General features: G+C 36.1%; 12 protein-coding genes. All 12 read left to right on the top strand.

Annotated features, from left to right (window positions below; genetic code table 11):
- Positions 1 to 31: 31 nt before the first annotated feature.
- The 12 genes from bshC to murB all read left to right on the top strand — a co-directional run bounded on the left by bshC (position 32) and on the right by murB (position 16,904).
- The gene (bshC, locus tag A9C19_RS11885; RefSeq protein WP_072580146.1) at positions 32 to 1,660 is read left to right on the top strand and encodes a bacillithiol biosynthesis cysteine-adding enzyme BshC; all 1,629 of its coding nucleotides are present in this window, start codon (positions 32 to 34) and stop codon (positions 1,658 to 1,660) included.
- A gap of 124 nt (positions 1,661 to 1,784) precedes the next feature.
- A complete protein-coding gene (gene mraZ / locus A9C19_RS11880) occupies positions 1,785 to 2,216 on the top strand; it encodes a division/cell wall cluster transcriptional repressor MraZ (RefSeq protein ID WP_072581862.1) in 432 nt (143 codons plus the stop codon).
- Positions 2,217 to 2,288: 72 nt separating this feature from the next.
- On the top strand, positions 2,289 to 3,221 hold the full coding sequence (rsmH, locus tag A9C19_RS11875; RefSeq protein WP_072580145.1) for a 16S rRNA (cytosine(1402)-N(4))-methyltransferase RsmH: 933 nt from the start codon (positions 2,289 to 2,291) through the stop codon (positions 3,219 to 3,221).
- A 51-nt stretch (positions 3,222 to 3,272) separates the two neighbouring features.
- Positions 3,273 to 3,641 (top strand): cell division protein FtsL, encoded by a 369-nt coding sequence (gene ftsL / locus A9C19_RS11870; RefSeq protein ID WP_072580144.1) that lies wholly within the window; start codon positions 3,273 to 3,275, stop codon positions 3,639 to 3,641.
- Positions 3,642 to 3,765: 124 nt separating this feature from the next.
- Entirely contained in the window at positions 3,766 to 5,958 is a 2,193-nt protein-coding gene (locus A9C19_RS11865) for a penicillin-binding protein (RefSeq protein WP_072581861.1), read from the top strand.
- Positions 5,959 to 6,782: 824 nt separating this feature from the next.
- Entirely contained in the window at positions 6,783 to 8,729 is a 1,947-nt protein-coding gene (locus A9C19_RS11860) for a stage V sporulation protein D (protein ID WP_072580143.1), read from the top strand.
- A 485-nt stretch (positions 8,730 to 9,214) separates the two neighbouring features.
- Entirely contained in the window at positions 9,215 to 10,678 is a 1,464-nt protein-coding gene (locus A9C19_RS11855) for a UDP-N-acetylmuramoyl-L-alanyl-D-glutamate--2,6-diaminopimelate ligase (RefSeq protein WP_072581860.1), read from the top strand.
- A gap of 187 nt (positions 10,679 to 10,865) precedes the next feature.
- Complete coding sequence (mraY, locus tag A9C19_RS11850) at positions 10,866 to 11,837, top strand: phospho-N-acetylmuramoyl-pentapeptide-transferase (RefSeq protein ID WP_072580142.1); 972 nt, start codon at positions 10,866 to 10,868, stop codon at positions 11,835 to 11,837.
- 3 nt (positions 11,838 to 11,840) lie between these two features.
- The gene (gene murD, locus A9C19_RS11845; protein WP_072580141.1) at positions 11,841 to 13,196 is read left to right on the top strand and encodes a UDP-N-acetylmuramoyl-L-alanine--D-glutamate ligase; all 1,356 of its coding nucleotides are present in this window, start codon (positions 11,841 to 11,843) and stop codon (positions 13,194 to 13,196) included.
- A 100-nt stretch (positions 13,197 to 13,296) separates the two neighbouring features.
- Positions 13,297 to 14,397, top strand: coding sequence for a stage V sporulation protein E (gene spoVE / locus A9C19_RS11840; RefSeq protein ID WP_072580140.1), 1,101 nt, complete (start codon positions 13,297 to 13,299; stop codon positions 14,395 to 14,397).
- Between the two features lie 398 nt (positions 14,398 to 14,795).
- The gene (murG, locus tag A9C19_RS11835) at positions 14,796 to 15,887 is read left to right on the top strand and encodes an undecaprenyldiphospho-muramoylpentapeptide beta-N-acetylglucosaminyltransferase (RefSeq protein ID WP_072580139.1); all 1,092 of its coding nucleotides are present in this window, start codon (positions 14,796 to 14,798) and stop codon (positions 15,885 to 15,887) included.
- Positions 15,888 to 15,995: 108 nt separating this feature from the next.
- The gene (gene murB / locus A9C19_RS11830) at positions 15,996 to 16,904 is read left to right on the top strand and encodes a UDP-N-acetylmuramate dehydrogenase (protein WP_072580138.1); all 909 of its coding nucleotides are present in this window, start codon (positions 15,996 to 15,998) and stop codon (positions 16,902 to 16,904) included.
- The last annotated feature ends 151 nt before the right edge of the window (positions 16,905 to 17,055 follow it).

The following is a 17,055-nucleotide window of genomic DNA, read 5'->3' as shown; positions in this document are numbered from 1 at the left end:
GTAGATTCAAAAGTAGAAAGGAAGTTAGTATATGGAGATAGTTGAACTCTCCCTGCGCTCTTCAAATCAATTTATGAACGACTTCAATCAAAAAACACTAGAGAGTGATTTGTTTTTTGATTACGATGTTCAATCCTCAGGAGTATATAAAAGTAGAGTAGCGGATATTAATAAGCGGACCTTTCAGCGCGAAAAGTTAGCATCATATTTAGAATCGTATAATGAGAAATTTTCACCAAATAATCAACGTGTACTCAAAAATATTGACAGCTTGAGAAGACAAGATAGTGTAGTTGTGATAAGTGGTCAACAAGCTGGTTTGTTAACAGGTCCTTTATATACAATACATAAGATTATTTCTGTATTGGTTTTAGCTAAGGAGCAGGAAGAAAAGCTAGGTATTCCTGTCATACCTATTTTTTGGATAGCGGGAGAAGATCATGACTTTGCTGAGATAAATCACGTCTACATAAATAAACATACTATTCCAAAAAAACATGCAATAAAAGACACACAACTCAAAAAAAAATCAGTTGCACAGTTGGAGATAGATGAACATAAAACCGTCGAATGGATGGAAAAGGTTTTTGAATCATACGGTGAAACACAATTTACAAACTCCCTTCTTGTAAATTTAAAAAAATCCCTAAAGAAGTCAAAAACGTATGTAGAATTTTTTGAGAATATTATTATGGAAATGTTTCAAAAAGAAGGACTCGTTCTTATTAATTCGGGTGATCCGACTTTAAGGGACTTGGAAAAAGAATATTTCCTACAATTGATTGATAATAATGAAGCCATACATGATGCTGTAAGAGCTCAACAGCAGCGAATGAAGGATAAAGCGTATACACCAATAATTGAGATGGGGATTAATAGTACTAATATCTTTTATCAGATCAATGAAGAAAGATTTCTATTAGAAAGATTAGATAACGGAAATTACGGTGTTACAGATCTAGGTGTAAATCTTTCAAAGGCAGAACTAATCGATGTGCTTAATGTTCATCCTGAAAGATTTAGTAACAATGTCATAACAAGACCCATTATGCAAGAGTGGTTATTTCCAACTTTGGCTTTCGTAGCTGGTCCAGGTGAGGTCACATATTGGGCTGAATTAAAACAAGCGTTTTCTGTGGTGGGGTTAAAGATGCCTCCTGTTGTTCCTAGATTAATGATGACAATGTTGGAACGATCGGTTGATCGAAATATTCAAGAGACTAGAGTTACGATTGAAGAGGTTCTTGAACACGGAGTGGCCAATGCGATGGATTCCTTCATGCAATCTGTTACTCCTGTTGACATGAATCCACTTGTGAATGATGCCAAAAAAGAGATTGATCGTATCCATCAAGCCCTTATAGCTTCTGCGCTTCAAATTGATAAAAGTCTTGAACCTATGTTAAGAAAAAATGGTGTGTTTATTCAAGAAAACTTAGATTTTCTCTTAAAAGCTGTTGAGAAGAGGCAAAAGGACCAACATGAAGTTCAATTATCGAAATTTAGAAAAATAGAATTATCACTCTTGCCAAGTCTTCAACCACAAGAGAGAATATGGAATGTTTTCTACTATTTAAACAAATATGGTCCGAATTTTGTTAATGATTTGCTAAACTTGTCATATTCTTTTAATGAAAAACATAAAATTGTCAAATTATAAGTGAAAATATTTTCAAAATCCTGTTATTACAGGGTTTTTTTTTTATGCAAACAAATGTAAAATAGGAAGTGGAGATAAGTGGGGGGAAGTGGTGAGTTAAGGAGAGAAAGTGGGGACAACGAGCATGTTTATGGGAGAATACCATCACACCATCGATATTAAAGGCAGAATGATTGTCCCATCTAAGTTCAGAGAAGGACTAGGGGAAATGTTCGTGTTAACCAGAGGTCTTGACCAGTGCTTGTTTGGCTATCCGATGAGTGAATGGAAATTAATTGAAGAAAAACTAAAGACACTCCCATTAACGAAAAAAGATGCTCGTGCTTTTACTCGTTTCTTCTTTTCAGGAGCGACCGAGTGTGAACTGGATAAACAAGGTCGAATAAATATCGCTACACCACTTCTGCAATATGCAAAACTAGAGAAAGAATGTGTTGTTATCGGCGTTTCAAATCGAATAGAACTATGGAGTAAGTCTATTTGGGAAAATTATGTTGCTGAACAAGAAGATTCTTTTGATGAAATTGCTGAAAATATGATTGATTTTGATATATAATCTTCACTTAAGCAAAAAATTTAACAAGATGGACAAGCTAATAGAAATTGATTTGAAAAGGTGGTACAACATATGTTTAAGCATACAACCGTTCTATTAAAAGAAACGGTAGATGGTTTACAAGTTAGAGAAGATGGGGTATATGTCGATTGCACGCTAGGTGGAGCAGGACATAGTAGCTACCTTTTGTCGAAGCTTTCAAAAACAGGACATTTATATGCCTTTGATCAGGATGATGTAGCTCTAGCTAATGCTAAAGACAAATTAGCAGCTTACGAAGGACAAGTTACTTTCATTAAGAGTAATTTTCGTTACTTAACGGAGAAATTAGCGGAGCATGGTGTGGATAAAGTAGATGGCATAATATTTGACTTAGGGGTTTCTTCTCCTCAGTTAGATACACCAGAACGTGGATTTAGCTATCATCACGATGCACCACTTGACATGAGAATGGATCAAGAATCCGATATTAGTGCATATGAAGTTGTGAACAATTGGTCTTATGAGCAGTTAGTAAGGATTTTCTTTAAGTATGGGGAAGAGAAATTTTCCAAACAAATTGCTAGGAAAATTGAAGCCCAACGAGAAAAAGAGCCGATTAAAACAACAGGAGAATTAGTTGAAATAATTAAAGATGCCATACCGGCTCCGGCTAGAAGAAAGGGTGGGCACCCTGCGAAAAGAATATTCCAAGCTATACGTATTGCTGTAAATGATGAGCTTAAAGTGTTTGAAGAGGCGATTGAGCAAGCAATTGAGTTGTTAAAGCCTGAAGGGAGAGTAAGTGTTATTACTTTCCACTCTCTTGAAGATCGAATTTGTAAATCAGCATTTAAGGAGGCAGCATCTACTCCTGAGCTACCTAGAAATATGCCATATATTCCAAAAGGATATGAGCCGAAAGTTAACATCATCACTAGAAAGCCCTTATTACCATCTGAAGAAGAGCTAGAAGAAAATAATCGAGCAAGATCAGCTAAGTTAAGAATTGCTGAAAAGCTTTGATTAACAATTACAGATGGTCTAAAAAAAGAGTATAGTCAAAGGAGGTTGCTTATGAGTAATTTAGCGAGAAAGTTAGAACAGGAAAGACATGAACAACACCAACACCAACATAATCCTAAACATGAACCAATTATTATTAAGAGAAGAGCATCAATTACACCAGGTGAAAAGTTCTTAGTCTTATTATTCGTTGGGCTTGTTTTATTGGGAGCTATTAAGATTGTTGCAAGTAGTTATACAATGTACCATGCAAACATTGAAATTCAAAAAACACAAGCTAAAATTGAAGAACAAGTAAAGCTTAATAGTGACCTCCATGTTCAAGTAGAAGAGTTAAGTACATATGAGCGAATTTGGGAAAAGGCAAAGGACTTGGGTTTAACACTTGATCAAAATAGTGTGAAAAGCGTACAAGATTAATAGGTGATTGATGACTGATAGGGACTAGATTACATGTGTGTATGTAATCTAGTCCCTTAAAACTATAAACTATTCTATTATTCTAGTGTTGATGGTATAGTAATTGAGGAGGTTTTGTATGAAATTGACTCAGAAAAGTGTAAATATGAATAGAGGTGCAGCGCTTTTGGCAGCATGTTTTGCCCTCTTATTTATTATAATTTTTGGTAGGTTTTTTTACATCCAAGCGACAGGTACTGTACATGGACAAGCATTAGCTGCTAAAGCAGAGGAATTGTATGAAAGTCAACGAACAATAGAAGCAGAAAGAGGGTCTATCTTAGACAGAAAAGGAAGAGTAATCGCAGAGGACAAATCCTCTTATAAATTAGTGGCAATTCTTGACGATGCACTGTCAACTGATCCAGATAAACCTCAGCATGTAGTGGATATAAAGGATACGGCACAGAAGTTGGCGCCATTAATAGGAATGGAAGTAAGTGAAGTGGAAAGCATACTTTCCAAAGACAAAGATCAAGTAGAATTTGGATCTGCAGGGAGAGATATAAGTCATACGTTAAAAGAAGAAATTACAAAATTAGAATTACCAGGTATTTCATTTAGCCGAGATACTCAACGCTTTTATCCAAATGGTGTCTTCGCCTCTCATTTAATCGGTTATGCTCAAAAAGATGAAGAATCTGGGGAAACAGTTGGAATGATGGGATTAGAGAAAACACTTGAGAAATACTTGCATGAAGAAGATGGGTATGTGAAATATCAAAAAGATGGTTATAGTTGGAAACTTCCAACTAGTAAGGATGAAATTACGGCTCCTGAAAATGGACAAAATGTTTATTTAACAATTGATCAAAAAATTCAAACTTTCCTAGAAGACGCAATGAATCAAGTAGTTGAAAAATATGAACCTGAACAAATTATCGGAGTTGTAGCAGACCCGAAAACAGGGAAAATTTTAGCAATGGGACAGCGTCCTAGTTTTGATCCTAATATTCGAGATATTACTACCTATTATAATGATATTGTTTCGACGAGGTATGAACCCGGTTCTACAATGAAAATTTTCACCCTTGCTTCAGCAATTGATGAGGGAGTATATAACGGGAATGCGACTTTTCAATCAGGTTCTTATCCAATAAAAGGAGCTTCTGACATTTATGATCATAATAAGGTAGGGTGGGGTCCAATTACATTTAATGAGGGTGTGCAACGTTCTTCAAATGTTGGGTTCTCCATTATTGCTGATAAGCTCTTAGGGACAGATCGATTATATCAATATTACAATTCCTTTGGATTGTTGAAAAAGACAGGTATTGATCTTCCTAATGAGGAGAATAGTTTCTTTAACTTTACTTATCATCGTGACAAAGTTTCCACATCATTTGGGCAAGCTTCTGCTGTGACTCCGATTCAGCTTGTTCAAGCTGCAACAGCTATTGCAAATGATGGGAAAATGATGAAACCATATGTTATTGAGAAAATTGTCGACACAGATGACGGTGAGCTGGTGAAACAAACGAAGCCGACAATAGCTGGTCAGCCGATTTCCAAAGAAGCAGCAAAAGAAACGCGTGATATTTTAGAGCAGGTAGTTATTGGTGAGCATGGTACTGGTAAAATCTTCGATATTCCAGGGTATGATGTCACTGGAAAAACAGGGACTGCCCAAATTTATGAAGATGGTAAAATTATTAGAGGTGTGAATGATTATATCTTTTCCTTTTTAGGGATGGCTCCAAAGGAAAATCCTGAGCTAGTAGTCTATGTTGCTGTTAAAAAGCCGAACCTTAATGGTGACCCAGGGGCAATGCCGGTCTCAATGATTTTTAATACCGTAATGAAAAATAGTCTTCAATACCTGCAAATTGATCCGACCGAAGAAGAGACATCTGAAACAAAAACAGATGGTGAAAATGATGTGAATTTACCGAACCTTACGGATTTAACGGTTTCAGATGTGCAAAATCAACTAAAAGAGCTTGGAGTTGATCTCATTGTCTTGGGAGACGGGAAACAAATTATTAATCAATACCCAAGTGTTGAAACGTATGTTTTAAGTGGAGAAAAGATCTTGCTTCAAACATCGAATACTATTAAAATGCCAGACATAAGTAATTGGTCTCGTAGAGATGTGATGAAGCTAGGGAACCTTATGTCTTTATCGATTACAATAGATGGTAATGGGTATGTGGCAAAGCAAAGTATTAAAAAGGGGACTCCTGTTAAAGAAGGAGATGCATTAACAGTTACACTTAAAGAAGTAGAACCCCCGAAAAAAAATGAAGAGCAAGAAAACAAAGAAGAAAATGGTGAATGATCTTCTGCTTAGACATGCTTATTAAAGATGGGTAGGCTTATAATGATGACAAAAGGGATTCAGAATGTTCACATTCTAAATCCCTTTTGTGGTTTATCTTACTACATGAATCTATTTTATACATGCTTATTTTAATGAAACACAGACATACAGAATTTAGTTACCTTTCAATTTTTGGTTATTTATTAAGTGTTCGGTCTGGTTGAATCCCGCTTCAGTTTCCCTTTTTTCCGGGGTGGGCGGTGAACCTCTTCGGCGTAAACGCCTGTGGATCTCACCTGACCCACACCTCCGATAGGAGTCTCGTCGTTTCCCCATTCAATCTTTCATAGTTCTCGTAGAAAGAACCTATTTATGAGGCAACAATCTCTTAGAAAAGAGCTCGAATTTTTACATCTTAGCACCTTGTAGGTGATTATACATGGCATTGATACGATCTACTATAAAGCCGTAATCAAGACGGAATACGATATCGTTCTTTAATCGCTTTACTAGGCCTAAATTAAATGGAATCCGTTCAAGGCGGTTCCTTTGTGCTTCTTCCTTATTTTGCTGGACTTGTATTCAAATAGGGCTCCCCCAAGAGACTAGGTTTTAGAGCCTTAGTTAGTTTTTTAAACTCTGTTTGAGCCATTTTATTAGTTCAGTAAGGAACATGTATATGAAGCAAACTGTAACGAACTAGTTTTAATCGTTCCCCTTTGTGCCTAATAAATTTAGGATGGTATGACCATGTATAGGTGGATAAATCTTATTGGAAAAGTTCTAACGTGAGGTGTACAAGCATATATTTGAACGAGCCTAGACAAGGAGGAGTAAAAGATATGCGGGTATCAAATGTTACTGTTAGAAAACGGCTAGCCTTAACGTTGCTTTTTGGGTTAATCATCTTTTTAGTTATAGATATACGTCTAGGATATGTTCAATTTTTTCTTGGTAATACACTTACTTCTGGTGCCAAAGACTTATGGAGTCGGAATATTCCTTTTGAACCAGAACGTGGGGAGATACTAGATCGAAACGGTGTGAAGTTAGCAACGAATATGAGTGCACCTTCCATATATGTTGTACCAAGACAAATTGAAAATCCTGGAGAAGCTGCAAAGCAATTAGCATCTGTCTTAAATATGTCTGAAGAGAAAGCGTATGGACATTTAACAAACAAAGTTTCAATTGAACGAATTAATCCTGAAGGACGGAAAATTACTCACGACAAAGCGAATGAAGTGAGGAATTTGAATATAAAGGGAGTTTACATAGCAGAGGATTCAATTAGATATTATCCCTATGGTAGTTATCTATCTCATGTATTAGGCTTCGCTGGAATCGATAACCAAGGTTTGTTAGGGTTAGAAGCTTATTATGATGAACAGTTAAAAGGTGAGAAAGGCTATGTGAAGTTTTTTTCTGATGCGAAGGGACAAAGAATGCCTGGAGAAGCGGATGATTACACAGCACCAGTAGATGGGAATAATTTAAAATTGACGATAGATTCTAAAGTTCAGACAATTGTAGAAAGAGAATTAGATAATGTACAAGCAACATATAACCCGGATGGCATTATTGCAGTTGCTATGAATCCAAACAATGGAGAAATCCTAGCGATGTCGAGCCGGCCTGACTTTGATCCAGCTGAATTTCAAGATGTCGATCCAACTGTATATAATCGGAATCTACCAGTTTGGAGTACGTATGAACCTGGTTCGACATTTAAAATCATAACGTTAGCGGCGGCATTAGAAGAACAAAAAGTTGATTTAGAGAAAGATGAATTTAATGATGACGGTTCTGTCGAAGTAGATGGAGCAAATTTACGTTGTTGGAAACGAGGCGGGCATGGTCACCAGACTTTTTTAGAGGTTGTTCAAAATTCTTGTAACCCTGGGTTTGTTGAACTTGGTCAACGTTTAGGAGAAGAAAAACTCTTTCAATATATTAAGGATTTTGGTTTTGGACAAAAAACGGGAATTGATCTTCAAGGGGAAGGGACAGGAATTATGTTTAGACCTGAGCAGGTTGGGCCTGTTGAGTTAGCTACTACAGCATTTGGTCAGGGTGTTTCTGTTACTCCAATTCAACAGGTAGCAGCCGTTTCTGCAGCAATTAATGGAGGTGTATTGTACACCCCTTATATCGCAAAAGAATGGGTGGATCCTGTAACCAATGAGGTTATTAGCAGACAAACACCTGAAGCAAAACGAAGAGTAATCTCGGAAGAAACCTCAAAAGAAATACGGCATGCTTTAGAAAGTGTTGTTGCACTTGGAACAGGTGGTAACGCATTTGTTGATGGATATCGAGTAGGTGGAAAAACAGGTACCGCCCAAAAGGTAAAAGATGGAAAATACATGGAGAATAATCACATCGTATCGTTTATCGGGTTTGCACCTGCAGATGATCCACAAATTGTTGTATACGTTGCAGTTGATAACCCAAAAGGTACCGTTCAATTTGGTGGTACTGTTGCAGCTCCAATCGTTGGTAATATTATGAGAGATGTCTTACCGGAAATTGGGGTCGAGCCAAGGGAAGATCAGATTGAAAAAGAATATAAATGGTTGGACACAAAGTTAGTTGAAGTTCCGAATGTTATAGGAATGACAAAACCAGAGCTCACTCAACAATTTGTAAATTTAAAGCTTGATGGCTCAGGTGAAGGAGATGTTGTTGTGCAACAGTCACCAAGTGAGGGATCAAAAGTAAAAGAAGGTTCCACAGTAAGAGTATATTTTGGGGAAGAAAAAGAATCAATTAAACAAGATGAGGAATAACAGGAGGAAGCATGCCATTTCGTTTGTTCGTATATGGCACGCTTTCTTTCTGTTGTAGTTGGAGAGAGCTCTTGTTTCCAGGAACCGAAGATAAGAGCTATGCGAAGTTGTAAGATGGAGCTTTGTTTTTTCTTTTCATCTAAATGGTGTTACCTTCTTTTTATCACCAGAATATTCTCATGAATGATCACTATGTATTTCTCATTCATACTAAGTAGCAAAAAAGTTAACGAAAAAAAGCGGAAAAATAGAATCATTATCTTGTTTAAATGGACTAAACCGTCTAAAATCTATAAAGTAAATGGAAATGAACAATGGCTCTTTTTAAATAAGTAAGATAAAATAAGAACGAAGACTGAAGGTTTAGTGATTGCTATTTTACGGGTATCGTTATGCTTATGAGAAAGATTAAAAAGATACCCCCTAAAAAAAGAGAGAGGTACTCTCAAGTATTAAAAAGCTCTAGAATGAAAGTAGGAATGAACTTGAAATTAATGGAATTGTTAACATATGTGCAGTATGAAACAAACCAACAAAATGAAAATCCTTTTATCAAATCAATTGAAATGGATTCCAGAGAGGTAAGTCAAGGGAGTTTGTTTATTTGTATTAACGGTTATACCGTGGATGGTCATGATTATGCATCTAAAGCCGTGGAAAAGGGTGCAGTGGCTATTATAGCTGAAAGGGAAGTAAGTGTTAATGTTCCAGTCATTATTGTTAAAGATACAAAACGAACTATGGCTTTGCTAGCAGATCTGTTTTACGGGCAGCCTACACATCAACTACATCTTATAGGTGTGACAGGAACGAATGGAAAAACAACGACTACACATATCATTGATACCATTTTAACTGAGGCGAAGAAAAAAACAGGACTAATCGGTACAATGTACATAAAAATTGACGGTGAACAAAAGAGTGTGAAAAATACAACACCGGAAAGTTTAACACTACAAAAAACGTTCAAAGAAATGAACGATAGAAATGTTACACATGCCATAATGGAAGTTTCCTCACATGCCCTTCATATGGGAAGAATACATGGTTGTGATTTTAATGTAGCTGTATTTACAAACCTTTCTCAAGACCATTTAGATTATCATGAAACAATGAAGGATTATCAATTTGCAAAGGGTTTGCTATTTGCCCAACTAGGTAATCGATTTAATCATAATGAAATTAAAATAGCTGTACTTAATGAAGATGAGGAAGCTACAAGTGAGTACAAAAAAATGACAGCTGCAAAAATTTTAACTTATGGTATTGATAATGAAGCAGATGTGATGGCAAAAAATATTAAAATGACATCGAAAGGAACAACATTCACTTTAATAACTCCTACTCATCAAAGAGATGTAACCATAAATATGGTAGGGAAGTTTAGTGTATATAATATACTAGCTGCCGTTACAGCTTGCTTAGCTTCTTCTATAGAGTTAGATAGTATTATTAAAGCAATTGAAGCAATTGAAGGTGTGCGAGGGAGATTCGAACTAGTTGATGCAAATCAAGACTTTACTGTTATTGTTGATTATGCACATACTCCTGACAGCTTAGAAAATGTCCTCCAAACCATTAAACAATTTGCAAAAGGTAAAATTTATTGTGTTGTTGGTTGTGGTGGAGATCGTGATAAGTCAAAACGTCCCCTTATGGCTGAAATTGCGGTAAAGTATAGTGATGAACCAATTTTCACCTCCGATAATCCAAGAAGTGAGGATCCTGCAGAAATATTAAAAGACATGGAAAAAGGTGTTATTGGATTACATCACCATACAATAAGTAATCGAGAAGATGCTATCCATTTTGCAGTGAAGCACGCAAAGAAAGACGACGTGATTTTAATTGCAGGTAAAGGACATGAAACATATCAGCAAATTGGAAACGAAGTGTTTGATTTTGATGACAAAGAGGTTGCTAGTAAAGCAATTATGCAATATAAGTAAATTGCACGCTACTTTTGGTCTCGTGAAAACGAGTAACATAGAATAAGATAAAAGTATTAAAGACAGAAAGAGAAGTTGATAAGATGATGAAGGAATTTAGTTTAGAGAAACATATTTTGAAAAGTTTATCATATGATATGGGCATAGAAAATGTGCTTGTATCTAGAATTAAAAGGGGGGGATATACATGCTAGAGCAGGCGATTTTGATTACGATAGCGATGGGATTTTTAATAAGTGTATTACTTTCCCCAATTATTATTCCGTTTTTAAGAAGGTTAAAGTTTGGCCAAAGTATTAGAGAAGAGGGGCCGAAATCACATCAAAAGAAATCAGGTACTCCAACTATGGGTGGGGTAATGATTATCATCTCCATTATCATTACAACGATTGTCATGACGGGGAAATATTCCGAACTTAGTGTGGAAATGTATCTACTTTTATTTGTGACATTAGGTTATGGATTACTAGGTTTCTTAGATGACTTTATTAAAGTAGTGATGAAACGAAACCTGGGATTAACGTCAAGACAGAAATTATTAGGGCAGGTTATTATCGCGATTATTTTTTATTTAGTTTTTACACAATATGGATTTTCAACGGAAATAGGCATTCCAGGTACAGAGGTTTCTTTTGATTTAGGGTGGGGTTATGTCATTCTCGTCATTTTCATGCTTGTAGGAGGTTCTAATGCTGTTAATTTAACAGATGGTTTAGATGGATTGTTATCCGGAACGGCCGCTATAGCATTTGGTGCATTTGCTGTATTAGCATGGAATCAATCACAATTTGATGTGGCGATCTTTTCTGTTGCAGTAGTGGGAGCAGTTTTAGGATTTTTAGTTTTTAATGCGCACCCTGCTAAAGTATTTATGGGAGATACAGGTTCACTCGCACTTGGAGGGGCTATTGTAACGATAGCTATCTTAACAAAACTAGAAATTTTACTTGTGTTAATCGGCGGAGTATTTGTGATTGAAACTTTATCTGTCATTTTGCAGGTTATATCTTATAAAACAACGGGTAAACGTATCTTTAAAATGAGTCCTTTACATCACCATTATGAGCTTGTAGGTTGGTCAGAATGGAGAGTTGTCGTTACGTTTTGGATGGTAGGTTTAATATTTGCAGTTCTTGGAATTTATATTGAGGTGTGGTAGTAAGTGAAAAAAATTAGTGATTATTTGCATAAACATATTTTAGTACTTGGATTGGCGAAAAGTGGCTTAGCTGCTGCTAAACTTTTACATGAGCTTGGTGCTTATGTGACTGTTAATGACTTAAAGGCAAGTCAAGATGACGCGGCAGTAAAAGAGCTTCAAAGCTTAGGGATGAAAGTGGTAACTGGTGATCATCCATTGACGTTGCTAACAGATGAGAATATGGATCTTGTTGTGAAAAATCCAGGCATTCCATATTCCAACCCTCTTGTGGAAGCTGCAGTTGAAAAGAAGATCCCTGTGATCACAGAAGTAGAGCTTGCATATAAGATTTCAGATGCTGAGATTATTGCAATTACTGGTTCTAATGGAAAGACGACGACAACTACATTAATTTACGAGATGCTAGTAGAAGGAAAGAAAAACCCCCTTATTGCAGGGAATATTGGTAAAGTAGCATGTGAGGTTGCTCAACATGCTACTTCAGAACATATCATTGTGATGGAATTGTCATCGTTTCAATTGTTAGGAACCATCGAATTCAGACCGTCCATCGCTATCTTATTAAATATATTTGATGCTCATTTAGATTACCATGGTACGAAAGAAGAGTATGTTTTTGCTAAAGGTAAAATATATGAACATCAACTGGCTTCAGATATTTCAATTATTAATGAAGATGACTCAGAGGTTATGAGTCTTGGAAAAGGTTCTAAGGGACAAAAACTTTATTTTTCTACTTTAAAAGAAAATAAAGAAGGGACTTACCTAAAAGACGGTAGTATTTGGTATAAGGATGAGGAAGTAATTCGCTTGGAAGAGATTGTTTTACCAGGTGAACATAACGTAGAAAATATCCTTGCTGCTATTACAGCAGTTAAGCTTAAAGGGGTTTCTAATAAAGCTATTCACAAAGTTCTAACAACGTTTCCTGGAGTGAAACATCGACTGCAATTTGTAGCTGAAGTAGAGGGACGACGCTTCTATAACGATTCAAAAGCAACAAATATACTAGCGACGAGTAAAGCGTTAAGTGCCTTTAAGAACCCTACGATTCTTTTAGCTGGTGGTCTTGATAGAGGTAATGAATTTGATGATTTACTACCTTACTTATCACATGTAAAGGCCGTAATTTTATTTGGAGAAACAGCAAAGAAATTGGAACGAATTGCTAGAGAAAGTGGAATAGAAGTAATTAAATTTGTCGATAATGTGGAACAAGCAGTTTATACGGCATATGAAGTTTCCGAAAAACAAGATGTTATTCTATTATCGCCAGCATGTGCTAGTTGGGATCAGTATAAAACTTTTGAGCAAAGAGGAGACATTTTTATTCAAGCCGTGCATAAGCTTAACTAAGGGCTTGTACAACGTTATGAAAATGGTGAACAATGAGCTGAAATAACGCTTATTTTAAAACCAAAAGCCCTTAATAAACTTGGTACAGGGGTGTTCGGCGTTGACAGCTAAAAGGTCTACACCAGATTTTATATTAGTTATTTTGACCTTATTACTCTTAACTATTGGTCTCATTATGGTATATAGTGCAAGCGCAGTTTGGGCTACATACAAATTCGATGATTCATTCTTTTTCGCTAAAAGGCAGCTATTGTTTGCAGGTGTTGGTGTCATTGCGATGTTCTTCTTAATGAATGTGGACTATTGGACATGGAGAACATGGGCGAAGATGCTTGTAATTGTTTGCTTTTTCCTACTTATAGCCGTATTAATTCCTGGAATAGGGATGGAGCGTAACGGTTCAAGAAGTTGGATTGGAGTTGGAGCTTTTTCTATTCAGCCTTCAGAATTCATGAAACTTGCCATGATAGCCTTTTTGGCAAAATTTTTATCAGAAAATCAGAAGAAAATCACTTCCTTTAAAAAAGGTCTTATCCCTTCATTAGGGATCGTTTTTTTAGCATTTGCCATGATTATGCTTCAACCTGACTTAGGAACTGGGACAGTCATGGTCGGTACTTGCATTGTCATGATATTTGTCTCTGGAGCACGTATTATTCATTTTGCTTGGCTAGGACTTGCAGGACTCGCTGGATTTGTCGTTCTCGTTTTATCTGCGCCCTATCGAATTAAGAGAATAACATCCTTCTTAGACCCATGGGAAGATCCATTAGGAAGTGGATTTCAAATCATACAATCATTATATGCCATTGGGCCTGGTGGTCTGTTCGGTCTAGGACTTGGTCAAAGCAGGCAAAAGTTCTTTTACTTACCTGAACCACAAACAGACTTTATTTTTGCAATTTTAGCGGAAGAACTAGGCTTTATTGGTGGATCCTTTATCTTACTCTTATTTGGACTTCTTTTATGGAGAGGAATTAGAATTGCGCTTGGTGCTCCAGATTTATATGGTAGTTTCCTAGCTATTGGGATTATTACAATGGTGGCTATTCAAGTAATGATCAATATAGGTGTTGTCACCGGATTAATGCCGGTTACAGGCATTACACTACCATTCTTAAGTTATGGAGGTTCGTCCTTAACCTTGATGCTAATGGCCATCGGAGTGTTATTGAATGTAAGTAGATATTCGAAATATTAGATTTGTAAAGAAGATTTATTAAACATCATTCTTCATATAAAATGAAAGAGTTAAGGCTGACACTGTGTAAGTGACACTCTCTAAGAGAACTACATCTCTGAGAAGTCCTTAAACGTCAGCCTTATCTATTTTTTACATGATAATGCCTCAATAATGAAGATTGTATCTGTACCAATATTTCATGGAATTATGGTTCTCCTCGGAAATTGGGGGCCTAAATTGGGAACCAACAGTGCCCAAAAAGTTTACGTTAAAAACTAGGATGAATGGTTTACATAGAACAAGCTTTTATAAAACGTAAAAGTAATTCAGTGAATGATTAAACAATAAAATACATCTATCCTTTATAACGATTTAAGGATTATATAATTGAATTTGAATGATATGGGGGAATTAATATGAGAGTTGTTGTTAGTGGTGGAGGTACCGGTGGACATATTTACCCTGCCTTAGCTTTAATTAATGAAATGAAAAAGCACAACGATAAGATTGAATTTTTATATATTGGAACTGAAAAAGGATTAGAACAAAACATCGTAACTCGGGAAGGGATTCCATTTAAATCTATTGAAATATCAGGATTTAAAAGAAAATTATCATTTGATAATGTGAAAACGATTATGAGATTTATAAATGGAGTGACTATCAGTAAGAAGTATTTAAAAGAGTTTAAACCAGATGTAGTGATTGGAACAGGTGGGTATGTATGTGGTCCGGTCGTATATGCAGCTGCTAAGCTCAAAATACCAACTGTTATTCACGAGCAAAATAGTCTTCCTGGGATGACTAATAAATTTCTATCAAAATATGTCGATAAGGTAGCAATTTGTTTTAATGAAGCAAAAAAATATTTTCCACCGCATAAGGTAGTATTAACAGGTAATCCTCGTGCTTCAGAAGTACTTGGTCAAGATGCAAAAAAAGGTAGAACATCGTTAGGTTTACAAGAAGGCAAAAAGTCTGTCTTGATTTTTGGAGGTAGTCGTGGAGCAAAAGCAATTAATGATGCTGTATTGGATATGATTCCTTCTTTAGCAGAAAAATCCTATCAAGTCATCTATGTCACGGGTGAAGTGCATTATGATAAAGTAATGGATGAAGTGAATAAACTTAAGGACTCATCGCACGTCATCATTAAGCCTTTTATACACAATATGCCTGAGGTGTTAGCTGGTGTAGATTTAATAGTAGGTCGTGCAGGTGCAACCTCACTTGCTGAAATTACAGCATTAGGTTTACCAAGTATTTTAATCCCAAGTCCATATGTAACGGCAAATCATCAAGAAGTGAATGCGCGTAGCTTGAGTGATCATGATGCAGCGATTATGGTAAAGGAAAATGAGTTAACAGGGAGTACTCTTTTAACGAAAATTGATCATATCTTATTAAATGAATTTAAACTAACAGAAATGAGTAAAGCATCTAAACAACTAGGTATACCAGATGCAGCTGAAAGATTATCCAACGTACTCAAAGAAGTAAGTTCGTAAAAAGCAGTCATTTTATGGGATTGTGTACGATCTTATCGCTATTTTCTCGAGTGGAGCCTTATTTTATAAAGGTTCACGAAACGTTTGCAAGCAATGAGGAGGTATTTTATGCTAACTATTACAGATGAATTAAAAAATGAAAATATTGGAAAGGTACTCGTAAATGAGCCTTTAGCAAAACATACGACAATTAAAATAGGTGGTCCTGCTGATCTATTAATAGAGCCAACAAATAGTGAGAGTTTGGAAAAAGCATTAGAAATTATAAAGAAGCATGATGTACCATGGAGAGCGATTGGGAGAGGCTCCAATCTTTTAGTAGCGGATGAGGGTATTAGAGGTGTAGTTATCAAAATTGGTACAGGTATGGATGAGATGAACATTGAGGGAGATGTACTCACTGTTGGCGGTGGCTACTCTGTAATTAAACTAGCAACCATTATTAGTAAAAAAGGGTTGTCAGGCCTTGAATTTGCAAGTGGAATTCCTGGTTCCATCGGTGGGGCAGTGTATATGAATGCAGGTGCACATGGTTCAGACATGTCTACTATTTTGATAAAAGCTCTTGTTTTATTTGAAGATGGTTCCTTACAATGGCTTACAAACGAAGAGTTAGAATTTTCTTACCGTACGTCAATTCTTCAAGAAAAACGTCCTGGCATTTGTGTTCAAGCTGTACTTAAACTCCAGGAAGGGAAGAAAGAGGATATTGTAGGTGTTATGCAAAAGAATAAAGATTATAGAAGAGATACTCAACCTTGGAATTATCCTTGTGCAGGGAGTATTTTTAGAAATCCCTTACCACATTATGCTGGGAAACTTGTAGAAGATGCTGGATTAAAAGGGCATCAAATCGGGGGAGCTAAAATATCAGATATGCATGGTAATTTTATTGTAAATGCCGGTGGTGCAAAAGCAAAGGATGTTTTAGATTTAATCGATTTTGTAAAGCAAACTATACTAGAAAAGTACGGTGTGAGCATGGAGACTGAAGTTGAAATCATTGGCGGGAAATAGTCACATTCACTCCCAATTTTTCCTTAAATTGTGTTATACTATCAAAAGTTAATAATCTTAACTTGAAATAAAACGGCATATCCATGCCGTTTGTTTTATTCCATACTGTTTCATGCTTTGTAGTGAACATATTAGATAAGACTCTCGTGAG

The organism is Bacillus weihaiensis, from assembly GCF_001889165.1.
Taxonomy (GTDB): Bacteria; Bacillota; Bacilli; order Bacillales; family Bacillaceae; genus Metabacillus; species Metabacillus weihaiensis.
The sequence above is the reverse complement of the archived record's forward strand: the minus strand, read 5'-3'. Positions and strand labels throughout refer to the sequence as shown.